The 22,931-nt window shown below is 73.4% G+C and carries 18 protein-coding genes; 9 read left to right on the forward strand and 9 right to left on the reverse strand.

All coding sequences use genetic code 11. The features are described 5' to 3' along the window. Together malQ and Sru02f_RS05505 are read left to right on the forward strand one after the other, a co-directional pair. Positions 1-2,136, forward strand: a complete 2,136-nt coding sequence (gene malQ, locus Sru02f_RS05500) for a 4-alpha-glucanotransferase (RefSeq protein ID WP_109032897.1) — start codon at positions 1-3, stop codon at positions 2,134-2,136. Between the two features lie 85 nt (positions 2,137-2,221). After that, complete coding sequence (locus tag Sru02f_RS05505; protein WP_109032898.1) at positions 2,222-2,509, forward strand: hypothetical protein; 288 nt, start codon at positions 2,222-2,224, stop codon at positions 2,507-2,509. Between the two features lie 99 nt (positions 2,510-2,608). Here the strand turns inward: Sru02f_RS05505 and Sru02f_RS05510 are convergent, their stop codons facing one another. After that, positions 2,609-3,127 (reverse strand): MarR family winged helix-turn-helix transcriptional regulator, encoded by a 519-nt coding sequence (locus Sru02f_RS05510; RefSeq protein ID WP_109032899.1) that lies wholly within the window; start codon positions 3,125-3,127, stop codon positions 2,609-2,611. A 112-nt stretch (positions 3,128-3,239) separates the two neighbouring features. Here Sru02f_RS05510 and Sru02f_RS05515 point away from each other — a divergent pair, with 112 nt between their 5' ends. The 3 genes from Sru02f_RS05515 to Sru02f_RS05525 are packed head-to-tail and all read left to right on the forward strand — an operon-like array spanning position 3,240 to position 6,109. Continuing rightward, the gene (locus Sru02f_RS05515) at positions 3,240-4,202 is read left to right on the forward strand and encodes an EamA family transporter (protein WP_109032900.1); all 963 of its coding nucleotides are present in this window, start codon (positions 3,240-3,242) and stop codon (positions 4,200-4,202) included. Positions 4,203-4,235: 33 nt separating this feature from the next. Next, positions 4,236-5,177 carry a DMT family transporter gene (locus Sru02f_RS05520; RefSeq protein ID WP_109032901.1) on the forward strand — a complete coding sequence of 314 codons (942 nt, stop codon included), beginning with the start codon at positions 4,236-4,238 and terminating at the stop codon, positions 5,175-5,177. 29 nt (positions 5,178-5,206) lie between these two features. Continuing rightward, on the forward strand, positions 5,207-6,109 hold the full coding sequence (locus Sru02f_RS05525; RefSeq protein ID WP_109032902.1) for a LysR family transcriptional regulator: 903 nt from the start codon (positions 5,207-5,209) through the stop codon (positions 6,107-6,109). Between the two features lie 110 nt (positions 6,110-6,219). Here the strand turns inward: Sru02f_RS05525 and pepN (Sru02f_RS05530) are convergent, their stop codons facing one another. Beyond that, positions 6,220-8,793, reverse strand: coding sequence for an aminopeptidase N (gene pepN / locus Sru02f_RS05530; protein ID WP_109032903.1), 2,574 nt, complete (start codon positions 8,791-8,793; stop codon positions 6,220-6,222). Between the two features lie 112 nt (positions 8,794-8,905). On the opposite strand from pepN (Sru02f_RS05530), the gene Sru02f_RS05535 reads away from it, so the two are divergent. Then, positions 8,906-9,382, forward strand: coding sequence for a DUF1203 domain-containing protein (locus Sru02f_RS05535; RefSeq protein WP_109032904.1), 477 nt, complete (start codon positions 8,906-8,908; stop codon positions 9,380-9,382). 12 nt (positions 9,383-9,394) lie between these two features. Here the strand turns inward: Sru02f_RS05535 and Sru02f_RS05540 are convergent, their stop codons facing one another. Then, positions 9,395-10,618, reverse strand: coding sequence for a TerD family protein (locus Sru02f_RS05540; RefSeq protein ID WP_109032905.1), 1,224 nt, complete (start codon positions 10,616-10,618; stop codon positions 9,395-9,397). Between the two features lie 122 nt (positions 10,619-10,740). After that, positions 10,741-11,763, reverse strand: a complete 1,023-nt coding sequence (locus Sru02f_RS05545; protein WP_109032906.1) for an aspartate-semialdehyde dehydrogenase — start codon at positions 11,761-11,763, stop codon at positions 10,741-10,743. 266 nt (positions 11,764-12,029) lie between these two features. On the opposite strand from Sru02f_RS05545, the gene Sru02f_RS05550 reads away from it, so the two are divergent. Beyond that, complete coding sequence (locus tag Sru02f_RS05550; protein WP_087809326.1) at positions 12,030-12,566, forward strand: RNA polymerase sigma factor; 537 nt, start codon at positions 12,030-12,032, stop codon at positions 12,564-12,566. Position 12,567: 1 nt separating this feature from the next. Then, positions 12,568-13,320, forward strand: a complete 753-nt coding sequence (locus Sru02f_RS05555) for a hypothetical protein (protein WP_109032907.1) — start codon at positions 12,568-12,570, stop codon at positions 13,318-13,320. 71 nt (positions 13,321-13,391) lie between these two features. Here the strand turns inward: Sru02f_RS05555 and Sru02f_RS05560 are convergent, their stop codons facing one another. The 3 genes from Sru02f_RS05560 to pepN (Sru02f_RS05570) form a co-directional block, all read right to left on the reverse strand. Continuing rightward, positions 13,392-16,688, reverse strand: coding sequence for a S8 family serine peptidase (locus tag Sru02f_RS05560; protein ID WP_109032908.1), 3,297 nt, complete (start codon positions 16,686-16,688; stop codon positions 13,392-13,394). Positions 16,689-17,017: 329 nt separating this feature from the next. Then, entirely contained in the window at positions 17,018-18,088 is a 1,071-nt protein-coding gene (locus tag Sru02f_RS05565) for a hypothetical protein (RefSeq protein ID WP_174855127.1), read from the reverse strand. Positions 18,089-18,291: 203 nt separating this feature from the next. Continuing rightward, positions 18,292-20,865, reverse strand: a complete 2,574-nt coding sequence (gene pepN / locus Sru02f_RS05570; protein WP_167469636.1) for an aminopeptidase N — start codon at positions 20,863-20,865, stop codon at positions 18,292-18,294. Between the two features lie 145 nt (positions 20,866-21,010). Between pepN (Sru02f_RS05570) and Sru02f_RS05575 the strand changes: the two genes are divergently transcribed. Further along, positions 21,011-21,649: a mycothiol-dependent nitroreductase Rv2466c family protein gene (locus tag Sru02f_RS05575; protein WP_164278471.1), complete on the forward strand. Its 639-nt coding sequence runs from the start codon at positions 21,011-21,013 to the stop codon at positions 21,647-21,649. A 60-nt stretch (positions 21,650-21,709) separates the two neighbouring features. Here Sru02f_RS05575 and Sru02f_RS05580 read toward each other — a convergent pair whose 3' ends face one another. Next, positions 21,710-21,934: a hypothetical protein gene (locus tag Sru02f_RS05580; RefSeq protein ID WP_109032911.1), complete on the reverse strand. Its 225-nt coding sequence runs from the start codon at positions 21,932-21,934 to the stop codon at positions 21,710-21,712. Between the two features lie 99 nt (positions 21,935-22,033). Continuing rightward, the gene (locus tag Sru02f_RS05585) at positions 22,034-22,927 is read right to left on the reverse strand and encodes a TauD/TfdA dioxygenase family protein (RefSeq protein ID WP_109032912.1); all 894 of its coding nucleotides are present in this window, start codon (positions 22,925-22,927) and stop codon (positions 22,034-22,036) included. Positions 22,928-22,931: the final 4 nt, after the last annotated feature.

Raw genomic sequence — 22,931 nt, forward strand, 5'->3', positions numbered from 1 at the left:
ATGCCCGCAGCCCAGCCGGCCGAGCCGCCCACCGAGGACCTTCCCGAGGATCTGACCAGGCTCGCCGCCCTGCACGGCGTCGCCACCTCCTACCGCCCCTCCCCGGACCGCACCGTCCCGGCCACGGCCACCGCCGTCACCCTCGCGCTGGCCGCCCTCGGCGTGGACGCGAGCACCCCCGGGGCCGTCCGGGCCGCGCTCGCCGCCCGGGACGCCGAGCTGCGCGAACGGCTGCTGCCGCCCACCGTCGTCCGCTGGGACGGCGGCGGCACCCCGGCCGCGCTGGCCGCCCTGCCCGCGGGCTCCCGGCTGCGCGTCGAGACCGAGCAGGGCGAGTACCGAGACGGAGTCGACGGGCTTGCGCACGGGATCCACCGGCTGACCGTCGGCGCGCCCGACGGCCGTACCGCCCAGGCCCATCTGATCGTCGCGCCCGCCCGGCTGCCCGCTCCCGCTGCACGCTCCTACGGGCTTCTCGTCCAGCTCTACTCCCTCCTGTCCCGCCGCTCCTGGGGCATGGGCGACCTCGGCGACCTCGGTGAACTGGCCGCCTGGGCCGGTCGCTCCCTCGGGGCCGGGTTCGTGCAGGTCAACCCGTTGCACGCGGCCGTACCCGGCGCTCCCACCGACCCGTCGCCGTACCGGCCGTCCTCGCGCCGCTTCCCCGACCCGGTGCACCTGCGGATCGAGGACGTGCCCGAGTACGCGTACGTCACCGACCACGAGCGCGCCCGGCCCCTGCGGGAGCGGGCCGGGCGGCTGCGCGAGGGCGTGCTGGAGAAGGACGCCCTGATCGACCGGGACGCCGTGTGGGAACTGAAGCGCGAGGCACTGGAACTGCTCCACGAGGTTCCCCTCGGTCCCGGCCGCCGCGCCGCCTACTGCGACTACCTCGCCGCACAGGGCACCGCCCTGGAGGACCACGCCACCTGGTGCGCGCTCGCCGAGGTCCACGGCTCCGACTGGCACCGCTGGCCCGAGGGACTGCGCGACCCCCGCTCGGCCGACACCGACCGGGCCCGCCGCGAGCTGATGGACCGCGTCGACTTCCACTCCCGGCTCACCTGGCTCACCGACACCCAGCTCACCGCCGCCCAGCGCACCGCGCGCGAGGCCGGCATGCCGGTCGGGATCGTCCACGACCTCGCCGTCGGCGTGCACCCGCGCGGCGCCGACTCCTGGGCCCAGCAGGAGTACTTCGCCGCCGGGATGTCGGTGGGAGCGCCGCCGGACGCCTTCAACTCCCGCGGCCAGGACTGGGGGTTGCCGCCCTGGCGCCCGGACCGCCTCGCCGCGTCCGGGTACGCGCCGTTCCGGGAGCTGCTGCGCGGTCTGTTCCGGTACGCCGGGGCGCTGCGCGTCGACCACGTCATGGGCCTGTTCCGGCTCTGGTGGGTGCCCGAGGGGCGGCCGCCCACCGAGGGCACCTACGTCCACTACGACGCCGAGGCCATGCTCGCCGTCCTCGTCCTGGAGGCCCGCCGGGCCGGTGCCGTCGTCATCGGCGAGGACCTGGGCACCGTGGAGCCCGGGGTGCGCGAGGCGCTGCGCGAGCGCGGGGTGCTGGGCACCTCGGTGCTCTGGTTCGAACGGGACTGGACCGGCGACGGCCGCCCCCTGCCGCCCGAGCGGTGGCGCGCCGACTGCCTGGCCACCGCCACCACCCACGACCTGCCGTCCACCGCCGCCCGCCTCACCGGCGAGCACGTCGAACTCCGCGACCGGCTCGGCCTGCTCACCCGCCCGCTGGAGGTGGAACGCGCCGAGGCCGCCGCGGACACCGCCGAGTGGCTGGAGGTCCTGGCCAGGCTCGGGCTGCTGCGCGGCACCGGCGGCGACACCGGAACGCCCGCCGAGGAGGCGGAGATCCAGGCCGTGCACCGTTTCCTGCTGTGCACCCCCGCCCACATGGCCGGCATCTGGCTCCCGGACGCCGTCGGCGACCGCCGCCCGCAGAACCTCCCCGGCACCTGGGACCAGTACCCGAACTGGCGGCTGCCCGTCGCCGACGCCGAGGGCCGCCCGGTGACCCTGGAGGAGCTGGCCGCCTCGCCCCGGCTGCACGCGCTGATCGACGTCGTGCGCGATGCCGCACGCGCCGCCGTACGGGAGCGCGGCGGCGACCGGGACGGCTGAGCGGGACGCCCGCGCCGGACGCCCGCGGACCCCGTACGGGCACCCCGGGCGCGCGGCCGCCCGGACCGTTCGCTAACTTGGCACCGTGGACAAGAAGAACGCCCTGCGCGCCGGCGCCCTGGCAGCCGGTACGACGCTGATGATGCTGCTCATGTCGTCCCCCGCGCTCGCGCTGACGCGCGACGACGGCGACGACCCCGGCACCGGCCTGAGCGTCGTCGAGACGCTGGGCCTCTACGTCCTGGCCCCGCTCGCGCTGTTCGCGATCATCGCGGGTCTGGTCATGGTCCTGGACCGGTCCCACCCGGACCACCGGGTGTCGGCTCCCGGTGCGAAGAACAAGGCCAAGGCCAAGGTCGCCGCGAAGGCCTGACCCGACGCCCGGCCGCCCGCCCCAGTCTCACCGAGGGCGCCGTCCCCGCCGCACGCACGCGGAGGGGGCGGCGCCCTTCGGCGTTCCCGCGGGCGGCCCCTACTTCTCCGTACCGGCGAGGAGGTCCCGCAGCAGGTCGGCCAGCTGACCGGCCCGTTCCGCGTCGAGGGAGGCCAGCGCCTTGGTCTGGGCGTCCAGGCCAGCGCCGACCGCCTCGTCGATCAGCTCGAGGCCCCGTTCGGTGAGGGTGACCTGGAGTCCCCGGCGGTCGTGCGGGTCGGGGGAGCGGCGCAGCAGGCCCGCTCGTTCCAGCTTGTCCAGCCGGCCGGTCATGCCGCCGGTGGTCAGCATCAGCGTGGCCGACAGCTGCCGCGGCGAGAGCGTGTACGGCTCCCCGGAGCGGCGCAGGGTGGCCAGGGCGTCGAACTCCCCGCGCGAGATGCCGTAGCGCTCGTACGCCTTCTCCATCCGGTCGCCCATCGCGCGCGCCAGCCGGAAGACCCGGCCGAACACCTCCATGGCGGCCGTGTCCAGATCGGGCCGCACCGCCGCCCACTGGTCGATGATCACGTCGACGGGGTCCTTGCGCGGTCCGGGCTGCGGGGGGCGTTCAGTCATGCGACGAGTATCGGTTCCGTTCCGCTCGGCCGCAAGAAAGTGGCTTGACGGAAACTTGCTTAGAAGTAAGCTACTTGCCATCGAGCTTCATTCGTCTCCGAAGGGTGCCCTCATGGCCGCCACCCGCCCCGCCGTCATCGCGCTCACCGCCCTCGCCCCGGTCTCCTGGGGCAGCACCTACGCCGTGACCACCGAGTTCCTGCCGCCGGACCGGCCCCTGTTCACCGGGCTGATGCGTGCCCTGCCGGCCGGGCTGCTGCTGCTCGCCCTCGCCCGGGTGCTGCCGCGCGGCGCCTGGTGGGGGAAGGCGGCGGTGCTGGGCGTGCTGAACATCGGGGCCTTCTTCCCGCTGCTGTTCCTCGCCGCCTACCGGATGCCCGGCGGAATGGCCGCCGTCGTGGGCTCGGCCGGCCCGCTCCTCGTCGTCGGCCTCTCGGCCCTCCTGCTCGGGCAGCGGCCCACCGCCCGGTCCGTGCTCACCGGCGTCGTCGCCGCCGCCGGCGTCAGCCTGGTGGTGCTGGAGGCGGCCGGGGCGCTGGACCCGCTAGGCGTGCTGGCGGCCCTCGCCTCCACCGCGTCCATGTCCACCGGCACCGTGCTCGCGGGGCGCTGGGGCCGCCCCGACGGCGTCGGCCCACTCGCCCTCACCGGCTGGCAGCTGACCGCGGGCGGCCTGCTCCTCGCGCCGCTCGCCCTGCTGGTCGAGGGTGCCCCGCCCGCCCTGGACGGCCCGGCGATCGGCGGCTACCTCTACCTGGCGCTGGCCAACACGGCGCTGGCGTACTGGCTCTGGTTCCGCGGCATCGGCCGGCTCTCCGCCACCCAGGTCACCTTCCTAGGACCGCTCTCGCCGCTGACCGCCGCCGTGATCGGCTGGGCGGCGCTCGGCGAGGCGCTCGGCCCGGTGCAACTGGCGGGGATGGCGCTGGCGTTCGGGGCGACCCTCGCGGGCCAGGCGGTGCCGAGCGCACCGCGCACGCCGCCGGTCGCCATGGGCGGCGGATCTTTCAGTTCTGCTTCACGGAACGGTCGAAAAGATTCGATGGACCTGACGGGTACGGCCCTGCGACGGTAGGCCCGCCAGGCCTCCGACCAGGAAAGGACCTTCGTGGCCACAGCCGCCCGCCGCATCACCACCCACCCCGCCGAAGCCCCCACGCCGATCGGCGACCCGGCGCGGCCGACGGCGCCCGTCGCCCTCGGTCTCGCGCTCGCCGTCCTGGCCACCCTCGTCTGGTCCGGCAGCTTCGTCACCTCGCGGGCACTCGGCGACAGCGTGCCGCCCGTCCAGCACGCGTTCTGGCGCTGGGTGGTGGCCCTCGCCGTCGTCGCCCCCTTCGGCGCCCGGCGGGCCTGGCGGCAGCGCGCACTGATCCGGCGCCACCTCGGCTTCGTGGTCCTCGCCTCCCTGCTCGGCGTGACCGTCTACAACACCCTCGTCAACCAGGCCGGCGTCACCACCCCCGCCGCCAACATGGGCATGATCATGGCGGCGTCCCCGGTGCTCATGGCCCTCTACGAACGCGCGGGCGGCGTCCGGCTCGGCGCCCGCCGGGTCGCCGGTCTGGCCGTCGCCTGTGCGGGCGTCCTGCTGCTCGTCGGAGGGGACGGCGCGTCCTTCTCGGCCGGCGACCTGTGGATGATCGCCGCCGCCTGCTGCTTCGGGTCGTACAGCGCGCTGCTGCGCCGCAGGCCCGAGGGACTGGACGGGGCGGGGTTCCTGTTCACCACGTTCCTCGTCGGCACCGTCCTGCTGCTTCCCGCGCAGGGCGTCAGCCTCGCCGTCCAGGGCGGCTTCCGGCCGACACCGGGTACCGTCTGGCCGCTCCTTTACGTCGGTGTCGCCTCCTCCGCCGTCGCCTTCTTCGCCTGGAACAAGGCGATCTCCCTGATCGGACCGTCCCGCGCCGGGGTCGTCTACTACCTCCAGCCGGTGTGCGTCGCCCTGCTGTCCTGGGCCCTGCTCGCCGAGCCGACCGGCTGGGCGCAGGCGGGCTGCATGGCGCTGATCCTCGGTGGCGTCGTCCTGGGGGCGGGGGCCCGCCGGTAGGTCGCGGGGGCCGCCGGTAGGTTGCCGCCATGGCCGACTGGGACATCCGCAAGCTGCAGATCCTGCGGACGCTGCGCGAGAGGGGCACGGTGACCGCGACGGCCGAGGCGCTGCACATGACGCCGTCCGCCGTCTCCCAGCAGCTGACGAACCTTTCCAGGCAACTCGGCGTGGAGCTGCTCCAGGCGCACGGCAGAAGGGTCCGGCTGACGGACGCGGCCCGGCTGGTGCTGCGCCACGCCGAGGCGGTGTTCGAGCAACTGGAGCGCGCCGACGCCGAGCTGGCGGCGCACATCCGGGGCGAGGCGGGCGAGGTCCGGGTCGGTGCCTTCTCCACCGCCGTACCCGCCCTCGTCGTACCGGCCGTCACCGCGCTGCGCGCCACGCGCCCCGGCATCGCGGTGCGGGTGCGGGAGGCCGAGGCGCAGGAGGCGTACGAGCTGCTGGCCGCCGGGGAGGTGGACCTCGCGCTGTCGCTGGCCGCGCAGGCGCCGAGCGCCGTCGACCCGCGCTTCACCCGCGTCCCGCTGCTCGCCGACCCGCTGGACGTCGCCCTGCCCGGGGACCACCCGCTGGCCCGCGCGGAGCGGCTGCGGCTGGCCGACCTCGCCGCCGAGCCGTGGATCTTCGGCGGCAGCGGGCCCTGGTCCGACATCACCCGCGGCGCCTGCGAGGCCGCCGGGTTCCGGCCGCACCAGGGGCACGCGGCCGCGGGATGGCCGGCGATCCTCGCCATGGTCGAGGCGGGCATGGGCGTCGCCCTGGTCCCGCGCATGGCCGCCGTCCCCCGGGACGGGGTGGCGATGCGCGAACTGCGCGCGGACCGCCCCGTCCGGCACGTGGTCGCGGCCGTGCGCAAGGGGGCGGAGGAGGACGCCGCCGTCGCCACCGTGCTGACGGCCCTGCGCACGGCGGCGGACGCGCGCCCCTGAACACCCGCCCGAGCGCACGCGAAGGGGCGCCCGGCGCGACACGCGCACCGGACGCCCCCTCCTGCGCAACTGACCTTGTACGCAACTGACTGCGTACGCGGCAACCGCCCTTACTCGGCCGCCGCCGCGTCCGCAGCCTGGGCCTTCAGCGCGCGCTCGATGCCCGAGCGGGACTCCGAGACCAGGCGGCGCAGGGCCGCGTTCGGCTCGGCGGAGGACAGCCACGCGTCCGTGCGGTCCAGGGTGTCCTGCGACACCTGCACCGCCGGGTACAGGCCGACCGCGATCTGCTGGGCCATCTCGTGCGAACGGGACGCCCAGACGTCCTTCAGCGCCTCGAAGTACCGCTCCGTGTACGCCGCCAGCAGCTCGCGCTGGTCGGTCTGGACGAAGCCGGCGATGACCGCCTCCTGGACGGCGTTCGGCAGCTTGTCGGACTCCACGACCGACTCCCAGGCCTCCGCCTTGGCCGCCTCGGTCGGGCGGGCCGCCCGTGCGGTGGCCGCGTGGCGCTCACCGGCGGCGGTCTTGTCCCGCTCGTACTCGGCCGCGATCTCCGACCCGCCGAACCGGCCCACGGCCGCCAGCCGCTGCACGAACGCCCAGCGCAGCTCGGTGTCGACGGCCAGGCCGTCGATCGTCTGCGTGCCGTCCAGCAGCGCGTCCAGCAGGTCCAGCTGCTCCGGCGTCCGCGCCGTCGCCGCGAACGCCCGCGCCCACGCCAGCTGGTGGTCGCTGCCCGCCTCGGCGGCCCGCAGGTGGGCCAGCGTGGCCTCGGTCCAGCGGGTGAGCAGCGCCTCGCGGGCGGTGGGGGCGGCGTACTGGTCGATGGCCAGCTTCACCTGGCGGTGCAGCGACTGCACGACACCGATGTCGGACTCCTTGCCGATGCCCGACAGGACCAGGGCGAGGTAGTCGCGGGTCGCCAGCTCCGCGTCCCGGGTCATGTCCCACGCCGACGCCCAGCACAGGGCGCGGGGGAGGGACTCGGTGAAGTCGCCCAGGTGCTCGGTGACCACGGCGAGCGACTGCTCGTCCAGGCGGACCTTCGCGTACGAGAGGTCGTCGTCGTTCAGGAGCAGCACCGCCGGGCGGGCCTTGCCGACCAGCTGCGGCACGGCCGTCAGCTCGCCGTCCACGTCCAGCTCGACGCGCTCCCCACGCACCAGCTTGCCGTCGCCGTCGAGGTCGTAGGCGCCGATCGCGATGCGGTGGGGGCGGAGGGTCGGCTCGCCCTTCGCGCCCGCCGGGAGCGCCGGGGCCTCCTGGCGAATGGCGAAGGAGGTGATGACACCGTCGGCGTCGGTCTCGATCTCCGGGCGCAGCACGTTGATGCCGGCCGTCTCCAGCCACGCCTTCGACCAGGTCTTCAGGTCGCGGCCGGAGGTCTCCTCCAGCGCGCCCAGCAGGTCGGACAGGCGGGTGTTGCCGAACGCGTGCCGCTTGAAGTACGCCTGCACGCCCCGGAAGAACGCGTCCTCACCGACGTACGCCACGAGCTGCTTGAGGACGCTGGCGCCCTTGGCGTACGTGATGCCGTCGAAGTTGACGAGCACGTCGTCCAGGTCGCTGATGTCCGCCATGATCGGGTGCGTGGACGGCAGCTGGTCCTGCCGGTACGCCCAGGTCTTCATCTGGTTGGCGAACGTCGTCCACGAGTGCGGCCACTTCGAGCCCGGCGCGGCGGCCTGGCAGGCGGCCTCGGCGTAGGTGGCGAACGACTCGTTCAGCCACAGGTCGTTCCACCACTCCATGGTGACCAGGTCGCCGAACCACATGTGCGCCAGCTCGTGCAGGATGGTCGCCGCCCGCACCTCGTACGCGGCGTCCGTCACCTTGGAGCGGAAGACGTACTGGTCGCGGATGGTCACCGCGCCCGCGTTCTCCATCGCGCCCGCGTTGAACTCCGGCACGAAGAGCTGGTCGTACTTCTTGAACGGGTACCGGTAGTCGAACTTCTCCTGGAACCAGTCGAAGCCCTGCCGGGTGACCTCGAAGATCGCGTCCGCGTCGAGGTGCTCGGCCAGCGAGGGACGGCAGTAGATGCCGAGCGGGACGGACTGGCCGTCCTTCTCGTACACGCTGTGCACCGAGTGGTACGGGCCGACGATCAGCGCCGTGACGTACGACGAGATGCGCGGGGTCGGCTCGAACTCCCAGACGTTGTCCTGCGGTTCGGGCGTCGGCGAGTTGGAGATGACCGTCCAGCCCTCGGGGGCCTTCACGGTGAACTGGAACGTCGCCTTCAGGTCCGGCTGCTCGAAGCTGGCGAAGACGCGGCGCGCGTCCGGCACCTCGAACTGGGTGTACAGGTACGCCTGGTCGTCCACCGGGTCGACGAACCGGTGCAGGCCCTCGCCGGTGTTGGTGTAGGCGCAGTCGGCGACCACGCGCAGGATGTTGCGTCCCGGCAGCAGGCCCGGCAGGGCGATGCGGGAGTCCTGGAACACCTCGGCGGCGTCGAGGGCGTCGCCGTTCAGCGTCACCTCGTGGACCGTCGGCGCGACCAGGTCGATGAAGGACTCGCCGCCGCCCTCGGCGACGTCGAAGCGCACCGTGGTCACGGACCGGTAGGTGCCGCCCTCCTGCGCGCCGGTGAGGTCGAGATCGATCTCGTACGAGTCAACGGTCAGCAGCGTCGCCCGCTGCCGCGCCTCTTCGCGAGTCAGGTTTGTGCCAGGCACGCGGTCATCTCCTCGTTATGTGTGGGTTGCGCCATCCTTCCACGTGCCCCGCACCGAACGCGATGTCCGTTTCCCGCCGGTGCGCGGACCTCCCGCGCGTGAGCCTGGACGCATGAACGCCCACACGGCACGACCCATCCCCGCGGCCACCCTCGAGGAACTGCGCGTCGCCGACGACGCGGGCCGCGTCCCCGCACCCGTGACCGACGACGAGGGCGGCGCGCCGCTGCGCTGCTGCCTGCGCCGCAGCCGCGCGGGGGAGCACATCGCCCTCGTCTCCTACGCCCCGCTGCGCCGCTGGGCGGCGGACACGGGCGCCGACCCGGGCGCCTACGACGAGCAGGGCCCCGTCTTCATCCACGCCGAGCGGTGCGCGGGACCGGACGGCGACGGCCTCGCGTTCACCAACGCGCACCGCACCGTCCGCCGCTACTCCGCCGACGGACGCATCCTGGGCGGACGCCTGGTCGGTTCCGGCGACGACTTCGCGCCCGCCCTCCGGGAAGCGCTCGACGACCCGGCCGTGGCGTTCGTCCACGTCCGGGCCGTCGAGTACGGCTGCTTCCTGTACGAGGTGCGCCGGGACTGAGCCCCGCCCGGCTCAGCCGCCCACCCCGAGCCGCCAGGGACCGTCGGCCTCGATCCGCAGGAGGCCGGGCGCCCGGACGGGGGCCAGCACGTCGAGGTGGCCGACCTCGTTGACGAGAAGGTCCTCCTCGTCTCCCTGCCACTCGGGGTCGTCCGAGGCGAAGTAGTGCCAGACGACGAAGTTGCTCCGGCCCTGGTGGGCGAAGGAGAGCACGCCCGGCGGGCCCTCGTACACCAGCAGGTCCGGACCCCGCCCGTCGAGGCTGCGCTCCAGGCGCCGGGCGTGGGCGAGCGGCAGCACCCGCAGCGTCCAGGGCGTGTCGGCGCGCACCACCAGGGACAGCGGGCGGTCCTGGGGGACGGTGGCGAACGTACGGGCGTGCACCTCGTCCTCGTACGTGGACAGCAGGTCCTGGTCGGCGCGGCCGTACGCGTCGCAGGAGTCGATGTTCACCGAGAGGCTGTCCCTGCACTCGATCTCGACGACCACGCGGGCGCCGGGCGGCAGGTTCGGCGGGCAGGTGACGCGCTCCTTGCCCGCGGCGCGGTGCGTGAACGGCGGGAAGGAGAGCGCCAGCTCCGCCGCCAGGCGGTCGGCGGGCGGGAACACGGGGACGGGTGGGGCCACGGGGGCGGGTGGGGCCACGGAGGCGGGCGGCAGGGGAGCGGGGGGCACAGGGGCCGGGGCCGGGGGAACCGGCTGCGGGTCCTCGGCGACCGAGATGCCGAAGTCCGTGGCGAGCCCGGCCAGACCGGAGGCGTACCCCTGCCCCACCGCGCGGAACTTCCAGCCGCCGTTCCTGCGGTAGAACTCGCCGAAGACGAAGGCGGTCTCCGTCGAGGCGTCCCCGATCGGGAAGGACGCGACCTGCTGCCCGTCCGGCAGCGCGACCCGGACGTCCAGGGAGGGCACCTGCCCGAACGTTCCGCCGTCGGCGGACGCGGCCACCACGACCCGGTCCGTGCCGGGCGCGACGGCCGCGAGGTCCAGCCACAGCCAGTCGGCGCCCGTGCCGTCGACCCCCTGGCCCTTGCCCAGGTGGCGCACGGCGCCCGACGGGTGGGCCGGCTGGTTGTAGAAGACGAGGTCGGCGTCCGAGCGGACCCGGCCCGTCGCGTCGAGCAGCAGGGCCGAAACGTCCACGTCCGGTACGTGAACCCCCTGCCGCCAGGTCACCGCCACCTGGAGGGCGGCCCCGGGAACGGGCAGGTTGCCGCCCTTCGTCATCTGCGTCATGGCGTGATCTTCACACGATCGGCACGACCGGTGGGGCGGATTGTCATACTCCGCATCGAGCGGTCGGGATACGTGAGGGGCGGCCACCCCGCACCGGGTGACCGCCCCTGGACAGCGGTGGACTACTTGGCGGCGGACAGCTCGGCCGCCACCAGCTCCGCGATCTGCACCGCGTTCAGGGCCGCGCCCTTGCGCAGGTTGTCGTTGGAGACGAACAGGGCGAGCCCGTTGTCCACGGTCTCGTCCTGGCGGATCCGGCCCACGTACGACGGGTCCTGGCCGGCCGCCTCCAGCGGCGTCGGCACCTCGGTGAGCGCCACGCCGGGGGCGCCGGCCAGCAGCTCCTTGGCGCGCGCCACGCTGATCGGCCGGGCGAAACGGGCGTTGATCTGCAGGGAGTGGCCGCTGAAGACGGGCACGCGCACGCAGGTGCCGGACACCTTCAGCTCCGGGATCTCCAGGATCTTGCGGGACTCGTTGCGGAGCTTCTGCTCCTCGTCCGTCTCGTGCAGGCCGTCGTCGACGATGGAACCGGCCAGCGGCAGCACGTTGTACGCGATGGGCGCCACGTACTTGTCCGGCTTCGGGAACTCGACCGCCGAACCGTCGTGGGTCAGCTTGGGGGCGTCCGCGCCGACCTTCTGGACCTGCTCGAACAGCTCGTCCACGCCGGCCAGGCCGGAGCCGGACACCGCCTGGTAGGTGGCGACGACCACCGCCTCCAGGCCCGCCTCCGCGTGCAGCGGGCGCAGCACCGGCATCGCGGCCATCGTGGTGCAGTTCGGGTTGGCGATGATGCCCTTGGGGCGGTCGGCGATCGCGTGCGGGTTCACCTCGGAGACCACCAGCGGGACGTCGGGGTCGCGGCGCCAGGCGGAGGAGTTGTCGATCACCACGGGGCCCTGCGAGGCGACCTTTTCGGCCAGCGCCTTGGAGGTGGCGCCGCCCGCCGAGAACAGCACGATGTCCAGCCCGGAGTAGTCGGCGGTGGCCGCGTCCTCCACCGTCACGCCGTCCAGCTCCTTGCCGGCGCTGCGCGCCGAGGCGAACAGGCGCAGCTCGGTGACGGGGAAGTCGCGCTCCGTGAGGATCCTGCGCATGACCGTGCCCACCTGACCGGTGGCTCCGACGATTCCGACCCTCACGGTGACTCCTTCTCCGTTTGTACGCGTGTCCTCACGCGCGCTTTGCTCGGCCGAGACTTTTCCATCATGGGGCGAAGCCCGGCCCGCCTGTCCAATCCTTTGCACGGTGTTCCCGCACCTTGGGACGCGGTGGCTCGGTCCGCCCCTGCCCATCCCTTCCCGCCCCACACGACGATGTGACGTACGCCTCGCGCCGATAGGCGGCCGTCGGGGCGAACGTTTCGGGCCGCTCGCGCGTCGTAGGGGAAACGTGGCCGGGGGAGGAAATGGCTTTGCTGCGCAGAAGGGCCCGCCGCGGCCAGGGGGACGACGTACGCGACGACCCCCTGGACGCGGCACAGGAACGCCGGGTGCGGGCGGTGCTGGCGCTCGGCGGGGTACCGCAGGCGGACCTGCCGGACGGGGTGCAGCAGGTCCGTCTGCGGCTGCTGGAGCGGACGGCCAGTGGCCGCGAGGCGCCGCGCGACGTGTCGGCCTGGGCGGCGGTCGTCGCCTCCAACCTGGCCATGGACTGGCACCGGGCCAGACGCCGCCAGGACCGGCTCGGTGAACGCCTGGCCGCGTTGCGCCAGACGGAGCACCCCGGCGACGAGGACGCCAGCGTCCTGTCCCTGGCCGTCGCGCAGGGCCTGGACGAGCTGCCCGACGCCCAGCGCCAGGTCCTCGTCCTGCGCTTCTACGCCGATCTTCCGGTGCGCGGCATCGCCGAGGAGCTGGGCATCCCCGAGGGCACGGTCAAGAGCAGGCTGCACACGGCGGTACGGGCCCTGCGCGCCCGCCTGCACGAGGACGAGGTGGTGTGAGATGGCCGCCGAACAGCACCCCGGTGGGTACGACGCGCTGATGGCCGCGATCACGGGCGAGCCGCTGCCGCCGGACGCGGGGGCGGACGCCCGGGGCGAGTACCGCTCGGCGACGGCCGACGTGGCGTTGCTGCGGGAGCAGCTCAACCTGATCGGCGAGGCCCTGGGCGACACCGTCCCGGAAGACCGCCCGGCCCCGGCCCCGGCTCCGGCCCCCGTCCGGGCTCCGGCACCCCGCCGTCGCCCCTTCCGCCTCGCGCTCGGCGTCCTCGCGGCGGCCTGCGCGGGGGTCCTGGTCACGGGGCTGGGCTGGCTGGTCGTGCAGGGCGGCAGCGGTGCCTCCGACGACGCGGCGAGCGGCAGCGCGGCCGACAGTTCCGCGGCGCGGCCGGACAGCCCGTCCGCGGGCCAGGAGGCCGCCCTGGTCTTCGGCACCCCCCGCTACCTCGCGTGCGCCCGGCTGGTCGCCGAGGGCACGGTGACCGCGGCCGAACCGGTACCGGGCACCGCACGGCACCGGATCACCCTCCGGGTGACGCACGCCTACGCACCCGCGAAGAGCACCGGGCCGACGACGGCGTTCGTCCTGGACGACGCCCTCGCCCGCCTCGCCCCCGGCGACCGGGTGCTGGTCGGCGCCCTGCGGGACCGGCCCACCGCGGACACGGTGATCACCGGCGACCGGAACATCGCCACCGCCCGCGCCTGGGTCACCGCCTCCCTGCCCGAGTCCCGCACCCTCACCTGCGACTGACCCCCGCGGGGCAAGCGAAAGGGGCGGGCGCCCGAACCGGCACGCCCGCCCCCTCCCCGTACCGCACCGGACTACGGCACGACCTTCCCGATCCGCACGCTGCCCAGGCCCGCGACCGTGCCGTGGGTGTTGACCAGCTGGACGCGACCGAAGAACTCGCGGCCCTCGGGGGCGGCGGCCAGGGCCGTGACGCTGCCGGAGACCGTGGCGGAGGCGCCCGTGCCGAGCTTCACCGTCGCCGAGTCGTCCACCGTCACCGAGCCGAGCGTGGCGGCGAAGTACACGTCCCGGTAGTCGTACTCCGTGCTGCCCGACGGCACGGAGTAGCCCGCGACCTCGACGGTGTACGTGCCGGCGGCCGGCTTCGCGACGGAGACCGACTCCTCCGAGTCGCCGTCGGCGGACTGGGCGACGACGGCGCCGTCCTCGCCGTAGACCGTCAGGTCCAGGTCGGCGGCCGCGTCGGAGACGCCCCCGATGGCGACGTCCAGCGAGTCCGCGCCCTCGGGCACCTCGATCGTGGAGGTGGCCGTGTCACCCTGCTTGATCGTCGGCCGGGACGTCTCGGAGGAGCCGAGCGGACCGCCGACCAGCTTGCCCTCCAGGGCGGCGTACTTGTTGGTCACCGTCCAGGAGGCGTCGGCCGGGGTGCCGGCCTTGGCCTCGGGCACGGTCACGACCTCCGGGTCGAAGTCCGCGCCGAGCACGGTGACGTCCAGCTCGTAGGGGTTGTCGAGCAGCGGCGAGGTGCGCCGCGCCTCGACCTCGACCTCCCAGACACCCGGCTGCGGGTCCGCGTAGGCGCGCACGTCGGGGCGGCAGCCGTTGCCGTCGAGGTAGTTGTTGTAGCAGTACGGCGTCGAGGTGTTGTCGGAGGGGACGCCGTACGGGTGGATGGAGATGAACCGGGTCTGGCTCTCGCCCTTGAGCCCGCCGATCGCCACCTCCAGCGCCTTCGCGCCCTCGGGGACGGTCACGAAGTACGACTCGGTGCTGTTGCGCTGCACCGAGTTCTTCGCGGAGAAGTCGTACTTCAGCGGGGCGGAGACCACGACCGTGGTCAGCACCTGCTGGTCGACGCCCTCGGTGCGCGGGTCGTCCACCTCGAGGATGGCGCTCTTGAGCCCGGCGGAGCCGGGGCGCGCCTCGACCTTGACGGTCACCGGCTCGTTCAGCGGCAGCTTCACCTCGTCGCGGCCGACGATCCGGAAGGTGTGGCCCGCGTTGTTCTCGAAGTCCAGCTCGTGCGGGATCGGCCGGTCGGCGCCGGAGGTACGGGTGAGCGTGATCTCGTACGTCTTCTTCTGCCCGGCCTTCAGGCCGCCCTCGCGGTCGTAGAGGCCGGTGCCGTAGCCCGGCGTCTCGAGGAACTGGTCGATCGCGGTGTCGACCGGCGCCTTCACCGTGTACTCGTGGGCGCTCGCGCCGCGCCGGATCGACTTCCAGGCGTCGGGGATGTTGATCAGGCCCGCGCCCTCCTCGTACGCCTGCACGCCCTTGATGTGGTCGGCGGTGGAGGTCAGCGCCGTGCGCAGCTTCGCCGGGGTGAGGTCGATGCGGGCCTGCTTGGCCGCCGACAGCAGCAGCGCCGAGGCGCCCGCGGCCTGCGGGGAGGCCATCGAGGTGCCCTGGAGCATGCCGTAGCCGGCCGGGAGGTCGTAGCCCGCCTCGGGGACCGGCGCGCCCGGCATCCAGGTCTGGATGGAGTTGACCGCGGCGCCGGGCGCGGTCAGCGTCGGCGTGAAGCCGCCGTCCTCACGCGGTCCGCGCGAGGAGAACGGCATCATCTGGTACTTGGTCCTCACCGCGGAGCCGTAGTTGGCGGCCCAGGTCTCGCGGGAGATGGAGGCGCCGACCGAGATCACCTTGTCGGCGAGGCCGGGGTCGCCGATGGTGTTGGCGCCGGGGCCGGAGTTGCCCGCGGAGATGACGAGCTGGACGCCGTAGGTGTCGATGAGCCGGGTGTACAGCTCGGCGCGGGCGTTGTTGCCGTCGTTGAGGGCGGGCAGTCCGCCGATCGACATGTTGACGATGTCGACGCCGCGGTCGACCACGAGGTCGATCATGCCCTCGGTGAGCGCGACGTTGGTGCAGCCGCCGCTCCAGGTGCACGCGCGCGAGGAGACGATCTTCGCGCCGGGTGCGGCACCGTCCATCCGGCCGCCGAACAGCCCGTTGGCGGCCGCGAGTCCGGCGACGTGGGTGCCGTGCTCGGACTCGATGACGCCGATGTTGACGAAGTCGGCCTTGGCACCCGCGGAGTTGTAGACGACGTCCTTGCGGACCTCGACCACGAAGGGCTGGCGCTCGGCCACGTCCGTCTTCGGGTCGTCGGTGCCGAAGTACCCCACCTGGAAGCCGTCCTTGTAGGGCTTCATCGGGGTGTCGTCGGCGAAGTCGTGGTTGTTGTTCAGGTCGACGCGGACCGTGCCGGCCTTCGCGTCGTACAGCACGCCCCAGGAGTCGGTGGTGTCGCCGTCCCGGTTGGCGTCGCCCGCGGCGTCACCGCCGGTGGTGTACGACTCCAGGAAGGTGCTGACCCGGTACGAGCCGGCGGGCGCGGTCCAGGTCTGCCCGTCGTAGGTGAAGGTGGGGCCGGAGACCGAGGTGGTCATCGGGCGCCAGGTGCGGTCGCCGTCGACGACCGGGTCGGTGGCGGTGACCCAGTCGACGATCTTGCGCTCGCCGGTGGTGGTCTTCTGCAGCGCCGGGTGGCCGAGGTCGACTCCCGAGTCGAGGATGCCGATGGTGACGCCGCGGCCGTCCGACTTCGGGTACTTCTTCACGAAGTCGACGGCGCCCGTCTCGAAGGACGGGTTGTACGGGTTCTCGGCCGGGGTCCAGCGGTTGGGCGCCGGGTAGGAACGGCCCTTGTGCGCGGCGCCCTTCGCCATGTCGGCGCTCGGCGTCGGGTCGTCCAGCGGGATCTCGTCGCGCAGGTCGATGCCGTGGACGGAGGAGAGCTTCGCGGCGGCGGCGATGGCCGAGTCCGCCTTGGCGGTGGGCACGGTGGCGCGCACGTAGCCCAGCTCGTCGTAGGTGCGGCCGACGGTGCCGCCGGAGACCGCGTCCAGCTCCTTCGCCACCTGCTCGGTCCGGCCCGGCGCGGTGGCGACCATCATCGTCACGTTCTTCTCGCCGGCGGCCTTCGCCTCGGCGAGCAGGTCCGCGTCGTCGGAACCGAGCTTGTCGTGGGCGGACTTGACGGACGCGTCGACGGGCGGCGCGGTCGTCGCGGGCCCGTCGGCGGCGAGGGCCGCGGGCACCGGCCCGACGGCGGCGAGCGCGGCGGCGAGACCCGTGGCGAGGGCCAGGCGGGCCGCGCGTCTCGCGCCCGGTATCGGTTCGCGCTGGGGGCTGTTGGTCATCGGCATCCCTTGGGGTGAAGGAACGAGCGGTACGACCAAGGCCGACCGGCCCTGGCCGAGGCAGTCCGGAATCCGATCCCGAACGACCGCTCAGCTTTACTCAAGAGATCACTGATTGGGGAGAGTTGTCCGGGACGGGATGAAGCCATGGCGTACTTCCGCCATGCGCCATCGGGGACACAAGGGGCGGGTCATGACAATCCCGTTTCCCGTCCCCCGCCTCCCGGCCCCCGCCCCCGGCCTCCCGGTCCTCCGCCCCCGGCCTCCCGGTCCTCCGTCCCCGGTCTCCGGTCTCCGGTCCCCGTCACCCGCCGGCCCGCCCGGCGCCTCTACCGGGGCAGTACCACGACGTACGCGGCGGGCTCCCGGTCCCCGGCCGCCATCAGCGCCGTCCGTACGACGGCCGCCTCGTGCTCCGGGCAGTCCCGCAGCTTGCGCGGGGTGAGGTGTACGACCGTGATCCCCAGCCGTTCCAGGTGCTCGCGCTTGCGGGCGTGCTCCGCCCGCGCTACGTCGTCCTCCTGCTGCCGGTGCGCCCGGGTGTCCAGCTCCAGCGCCACCGCCTGCTCGGGCCAGAAGGCGTCCACGCCGCCCAGGTGCGGGCCGCCGGGCAGGCGCAGGCCGACGTTCCAGACCGGCTCGGGCAGGGCGTACTCGCGCACCATCCGGTACAGCCGCTGCTCGGCCAGGGCCCGCCCCTCGGCGACCAGCGAGTCCACCGCGTCCACCACGTGCGGGCGGCTGAGCAGCCGTGCCCGGTTCAGCTCCCGTACCACCGCGGCCGGCTCGCAGTGACCGGCGCGCACCGCCTCGGTCAGCAGCCGGCGGACCGTGCCCGGGTCGGTCAGCTCGGCGACCGCGTCCGCCAGGGCCCGCGCCACCGGCGCCACCGGAACCCCCGTCAGCTCCACGGCGGTCGGCAGCGCGGTCGTGCGGACGACGCGCGCACATCCCGTCGTGCGCAGCCGGCGCAGCCGCGGGACCAGGACGTCGATGAGCTCCAGGGCCGACAGCGGGGGCGCGGCGGAGAAGCCGTGCAGCGTCAGCGCGGCCAGGCCCGTGATCATCGCCTCCGCGTAGGCCGGTACCGGCGGGTGCTCCCCGCCCGGCTGGACCGGGACCGAGGCGATCGCGCCGGGCGCCGTGCCGGAGGTGCGGTCCCGCGCCGCGTAGAGCAGCACCGCGTGCAGGCGCTCGTCGCTGGTCGGCGGCCCCGGGTGCAGCAGGACGACGTTCGGCAGGAGCTGCTGCCAGGGTCCGCCGGGCCGGCACTGCTCGTTGGTCTCCGCGGCGGAGACGCCGTGCGCCCGCAGCTGGGCGGCCGTCATCAGCCGGCGCCGGCCGTCGGCCAGGACGTGCAGCGGGCGGGGGCGGGGGGAGAGCGGGATGTTGTGCGTCATGACCGGCAACTTCCCGCGCCCGATCGGCCCCTTAACCGCTGTTACACGCCCATCGCCGAACCGGGACAAGCCCGCCCTAAAGGACTCCTGTTCGGATGCCGAAAACCCCTGGTCCACCACAGTGCGGCCCAGGGGTTACGGCTGCTATTGCCTGAATTCCGTAACGACGACGGAACGCTCAATCGTTGGCCAAAGCAGAACCCTCACGCACCCCCGTCACAAGCCTGCGCCCGCAGCGCCCGCGCCAGGTCGTCCCGCGCCTCCAGCACCAGCCGGCGCAGCGCCGGGGCCGCGTCCTGGTGCGCCGACAGCCACGCGTCGGTCGCGTCCAGGGTGTCCTGGGAGTCCCGCAGCGACGGGAACAGGCCCCGGACCACGTCCATCCCGATCTGGATGGACCGCTCGGCCCACACCCGCTCGATCGCCGCGAAGTACTTCTCGGTGTACGGCGCGAGCAGGTCCCGCTGCGAGGGCTGCGCGAACCCGGCGATGGTCGCCTCCACCAGCGCGTTCGACAGCGCGTCCGACTCCACGACCTGCGCCCAGGCCTGCGCCTTCACCGCCGCCGAGGGGCGGGCCGCCAGACAGCGCACCTGGTGACGCTTGCCGGAGGCCGTGTCGTCGCGGGCCAGCTCGGCGGCCAGGACGCCCTCCTCGGCGGCGCCGTGGGCCGCCAGCGGCGCGAGGAAGGCCCAGCGCAGCTCCTGGTCCACGTCCAGGCCCTCGATCTTCTCGGTGCCCTCCAGCAGCCCGCGCAGCAGCTCCAGCTCCGCCTCGCCGGACGCCACCGACGCGAAGAACCGCGCCCACGCCAGCTGCTGCTCACTGCCCGGCGCCGCGTCCCGCAGCTCGCGCAGCGCACCCTCGCCGAGCAGCCGGCCGCCGGTCTCCCGCCAGTCGGGGGCCGCGTAGTGCACCAGCGCCGAGTTCGTCCAGGCGTGCAGCATCTGCAGGACGCCGATGTCGGACTCGCGTCCGGCGAACCGCAGCACCAGCGCCGCGAAGTCCCGGGCCGGCAGCAGCGCGTCCCGCGTCATGTTCCACAGCGCCGACCAGCACAGGGCACGGGCCAGCGGGTCGGTCAGGGACCCCAGGTGCTCGCGCAGCGTCTCCAGCGAGGTCGCGTCGAACCGCGTCTTGCAGTACGTGAGGTCGTCGTCGTTGACCAGGACCAGTTCGGGCGCCTCGGCACCGGCCAGCTCCGCCACCACCGTGCGCGGCCCCTCGACGTCCACCTCGGCGCGCGCGTAGCGCTCCAGCGTGCCCTCGGCCGTACGCCGGTACAGGCCCACCGCGACGCGGTGCGGGCGCAGTTCGGGGTGCGACTCGGCGGCCTCCTGCACGACCGCCAGCTCGTCGACCGTGCCCGCCTCGCCCAGCAGCACCTGCGGGGTCAGCGAGTTGACGCCGGCCGTCTGGAGCCAGGAGCGGGACCAGGCCGCCATGTCCCGGCCGCTGGTCTCCTCCAGGACCGACAGCAGATCGCCCAGGCGCGTGTTGCCGTACGCGTGCCGCTTGAAGTAGCGCCGCGCGCCCTCCAGGAACGCGTCCTGCCCGACGTACGCCACCAGCTGCTTGAGCGCGGAGGCGCCCTTGGCGTAGGTGATGCCGTCGAAGTTGAGCTTGGCGTCCTCCAGGTCGCGGATGTCGGCCGTGATCGGGTGCGTGGAGGGGAGCTGGTCGGCGCGGTAGGCCCAGGCCTTGCGGCGGTTGGCGAAGGTGATCCAGGCGTCCTTGAAGCGGGTCGCGCCGACGTTCGCGAAGGCGCCCATGAAGTCGGCGAAGGACTCCTTCAGCCACAGGTCGTCCCACCACTCCATGGTGACCAGGTCGCCGAACCACATGTGCGCCATCTCGTGCAGGATCGTGTTGGCGCGGCCCTCGTACGACGCCCGCGTCACCTTCCCGCGGAAGATGTACTCCTCCCGGAAGGTCACCATCCCCGGGTTCTCCATCGCGCCCAGGTTGTACTCGGGCACGAACGCCTGGTCGTACTTCCCGAAGGGGTACGGGTAGTCGAAGTGGTCGTGGAAGAAGTCGAAGCCCTGCTTGGTGATCAGGAAGACGTCGTCGGCGTCGAAGTGCGGGGCGAGCCCCTTGCGGCACAGGGCGCCGAGCGGGATCTCCAGCCGGGTGCCGTCCTCGAAGGTCCGCTCGTAGGAGTCCGTCACGTAGTGGTACGGACCGGCCACCACACACGTGATGTACGTCGAGATCGGCTTGGTCTCCGCGAACCGCCACACCCCGTCGGCGCGCTCACCGGCGCCGTTGGACCACACCGTCCACTCCTCCGGCGCCCGCACCTCGAAACGGAAGGGCGCCTTGAGGTCCGGCTGCTCGAAGTTGGCGAAGACCCGGCGCGAGTCGGCCGGCTCGTACTGGGTGTACAGGTACACCTCGCCGTCCTCCGGGTCGACGAAGCGGTGCAGTCCCTCGCCGGTACGGGAGTACGCGCACTGGGCGTCGACCACCAGCTCGTTGTCGGCGGCCAGGTCCTCCAGGGCGATCCGGGAGCCGTCGAAGACCTCGCTCGGGTCGAGGTCGCGGCCGTTGAGGGACACGGCGGTGACGCTCGGTGCGACCAGGTCGGCGAAGCTGCTCGCGCCGGGCTCGTTGCAGCGGAAGCGGAGCGTGGTGACGGACCGGAACGTGCGCGGCCCCTCGCCCTGCGCGTCACCGACGGCGGAGCGCACGTCGAGGGACACCTCGTACCCGTCGACGGACAGCAGGGCGGCCCGCTCCCGGGCCTCGTCGCGGGACAGATTCTCACCGGGCACGGGCGGCACTCCCTCGGATGGTGTTCAGTATGCGGACAGCACCGATCCTGCCATGCGCCCCTGACGCGCGGCAGCCGGGAATGGGCGGGCCGGTCGTTCGGTTGCGGGGTTGAGTACTCGTTCGCGCCGCCTCATGAGGAGAGACATGTCGGAGAAGACGCCCGTCGACTTCTGGTTCGACCCCCTGTGCCCCTGGGCCTGGATGACCTCCCGCTGGATCCTGGAGGTGGAGAAGGTCAGGGACATCGAGGTCCGCTGGCACCTGATGAGCCTGGCCGTCCTCAACGAGGACAAGCTCGACGACCTGCCCGCCGAGTACCGCGAGCTGCTGGAGACCAAGGCCTGGGGCCCGGTACGGGTCGTCATCGCCGCCCAGGAGGAGCACGGCGCCGACGTGCTCGGCGACCTCTACACGGCGCTGGGCACCCGCATCCACAACCAGGACGAGGGCTCGGGCAGGGAGACGGTCGCCGCGGCCCTGAAGGACGTCGGCCTGCCCGAGTCCCTCATGGACCACTGGGACGACACCCCCTACGAGCCGCAGCTGCGCGCCTCCCACAAGGAGGGCATCGACAAGGTCGGCCAGGAGGTCGGCACCCCGGTCATCGCCGTGCCCGGCGCCGACGGCGGGCAGCTCGCCTTCTTCGGCCCGGTCGTCACCCCCGCCCCCAAGGGCGAGGACGCCGCCAAGCTCTGGGACGGCACCCTCGCCGTGGCCTCCGTACCGGGCTTCTACGAGATCAAGCGCACCCGCACCAAGGGCCCGGACTTCAGCAACCTCTGAGCAGGGCACGCGTGTCCCCGCGCCCCCTCCCAGGGGGACGCGGGGAAAGGGAGGGGGCGGTCAGTCCTCCTCGGGCAGCGTCGCGCCGACGCGCCACCGGTCCTTGCGCTGGATCCGGCGGCAGCCGTTGTACGTGCAGCGGTGATAGGCCTTGGCGACGAAGACCTCCCCGGGCGCCAGCAGCTCCCCGAGGGCCAGCCGGGCCGCCGTCTTCTCCTCGTCCCCCTCCAGGTCGCGGAACTCGTGCATCGTGTCGCCGCAGTTGGGACACCGTACGTACGCCATGAGCGCCTCCTCGGGGGAACGGTGAGTCATTTCCCCCGCAGGAGGCGCCCCACCCCTGCCCTGCCCCCTGTGCTCGCAGGGGCCGTGTCCGGCCCGCCGTTACGCGGCGACCGGGGTGTAGTGCGAGGCGTTCCCCTCGATCGAGTAGCTCTCCTTGCCCTCGATGCCCACCGGCACGGGACCGGCCAGCGTCACCCGGTGCAGGCGGCGCGGCCGGTCGTCGTAGTTGTCGACGGCGTAGTGCTGGGTGATGCGGTTGTCGAACAGCACCAGCTGGTTCTCCGACCAGCGGTGGCGCAGCACGTTCTCCGGGCGGGTGACGTAGGACTGGAGCAGTTCGAGCAGCTTGCGCGACTCGCCCACCGACAGGCCCACGATCCGCTGCGCGAACCCGCCGATGAACAGTCCGCGCTCGCCGGTCAGCGGGTGGACCCGCACCACCGGGTGGGCCGTGCGGTACTTGATCGAGGTGAACCGGGACCGGTGCGCGGCCTTCTCGGCGTCGATGTCCTCGTCCGCCACCGCGTAGTCGTAGTCGTTGGTGTGCTCCGCCCACAGGCCGTCGGCCAGCCGACGCAGCGGCTCGGGCAGGTCGCGGTAGGCGCCCGCCGAGGACGCGATCAGCGTCTCGCCGCCGTACGGCGGGACCGTCAGGCTGCGCAGCGAGGTGGCCTGCGGCGGGTTGAGGACGAAGGTGACGTCGGTGTGCCAGTGGTTGGCGCGGCCCCGCTCGCTGTCGACCGGCAGCACGTTCGGGGCGCCGTTCACCGCGTCGACGGTCGGGTGGGCGGTGGTGAGGTCCCCGAAGGCGCGCACGAAGGCCTGCTGGCCCTCGTCGTCGAGGTTCACGTCGTCGAAGACCAGCGCCTTGTGCTCGGCGAGGGCGGCCCCCAGCGCGGTGACGGTGGCCCCGTCCAGCGGCCGGGAGACGTCGACGCCGGACACCTTCGCGCCGATACGGGACGTGATCTTGGTGATCCGCAGATCGCTCATGCCG

It is taken from the genome of Streptomyces rubrogriseus (assembly GCF_027947575.1).
Taxonomy (GTDB): domain Bacteria; phylum Actinomycetota; class Actinomycetes; order Streptomycetales; family Streptomycetaceae; genus Streptomyces; species Streptomyces rubrogriseus.

What these genes read in the sequence shown, in the direction of transcription:
- Sru02f_RS05580 (WP_109032911.1), bottom strand. Translation starts at nt 21,934, where the DNA reads ATGGCGTACGTACGGTGTCCCAACTGCGGCGACACGATGCACGAGTTC.
- Sru02f_RS05540 (WP_109032905.1), bottom strand. Translation starts at nt 10,618, where the DNA reads ATGACGCAGATGACGAAGGGCGGCAACCTGCCCGTTCCCGGGGCCGCC.
- Sru02f_RS05510 (WP_109032899.1), bottom strand. Translation starts at nt 3,127, where the DNA reads ATGACTGAACGCCCCCCGCAGCCCGGACCGCGCAAGGACCCCGTCGAC.
- Sru02f_RS05515 (WP_109032900.1), top strand. Translation starts at nt 3,240, where the DNA reads ATGGCCGCCACCCGCCCCGCCGTCATCGCGCTCACCGCCCTCGCCCCG.
- Sru02f_RS05555 (WP_109032907.1), top strand. Translation starts at nt 12,568, where the DNA reads ATGGCCGCCGAACAGCACCCCGGTGGGTACGACGCGCTGATGGCCGCG.
- Sru02f_RS05565 (WP_174855127.1), bottom strand. Translation starts at nt 18,088, where the DNA reads ATGACGCACAACATCCCGCTCTCCCCCCGCCCCCGCCCGCTGCACGTC.
- Sru02f_RS05585 (WP_109032912.1), bottom strand. Translation starts at nt 22,927, where the DNA reads ATGAGCGATCTGCGGATCACCAAGATCACGTCCCGTATCGGCGCGAAG.
- Sru02f_RS05535 (WP_109032904.1), top strand. Translation starts at nt 8,906, where the DNA reads ATGAACGCCCACACGGCACGACCCATCCCCGCGGCCACCCTCGAGGAA.
- Sru02f_RS05560 (WP_109032908.1), bottom strand. Translation starts at nt 16,688, where the DNA reads ATGACCAACAGCCCCCAGCGCGAACCGATACCGGGCGCGAGACGCGCG.
- Sru02f_RS05550 (WP_087809326.1), top strand. Translation starts at nt 12,030, where the DNA reads ATGGCTTTGCTGCGCAGAAGGGCCCGCCGCGGCCAGGGGGACGACGTA.
- malQ (WP_109032897.1), top strand. Translation starts at nt 1, where the DNA reads ATGCCCGCAGCCCAGCCGGCCGAGCCGCCCACCGAGGACCTTCCCGAG.
- Sru02f_RS05575 (WP_164278471.1), top strand. Translation starts at nt 21,011, where the DNA reads ATGTCGGAGAAGACGCCCGTCGACTTCTGGTTCGACCCCCTGTGCCCC.
- Sru02f_RS05525 (WP_109032902.1), top strand. Translation starts at nt 5,207, where the DNA reads ATGGCCGACTGGGACATCCGCAAGCTGCAGATCCTGCGGACGCTGCGC.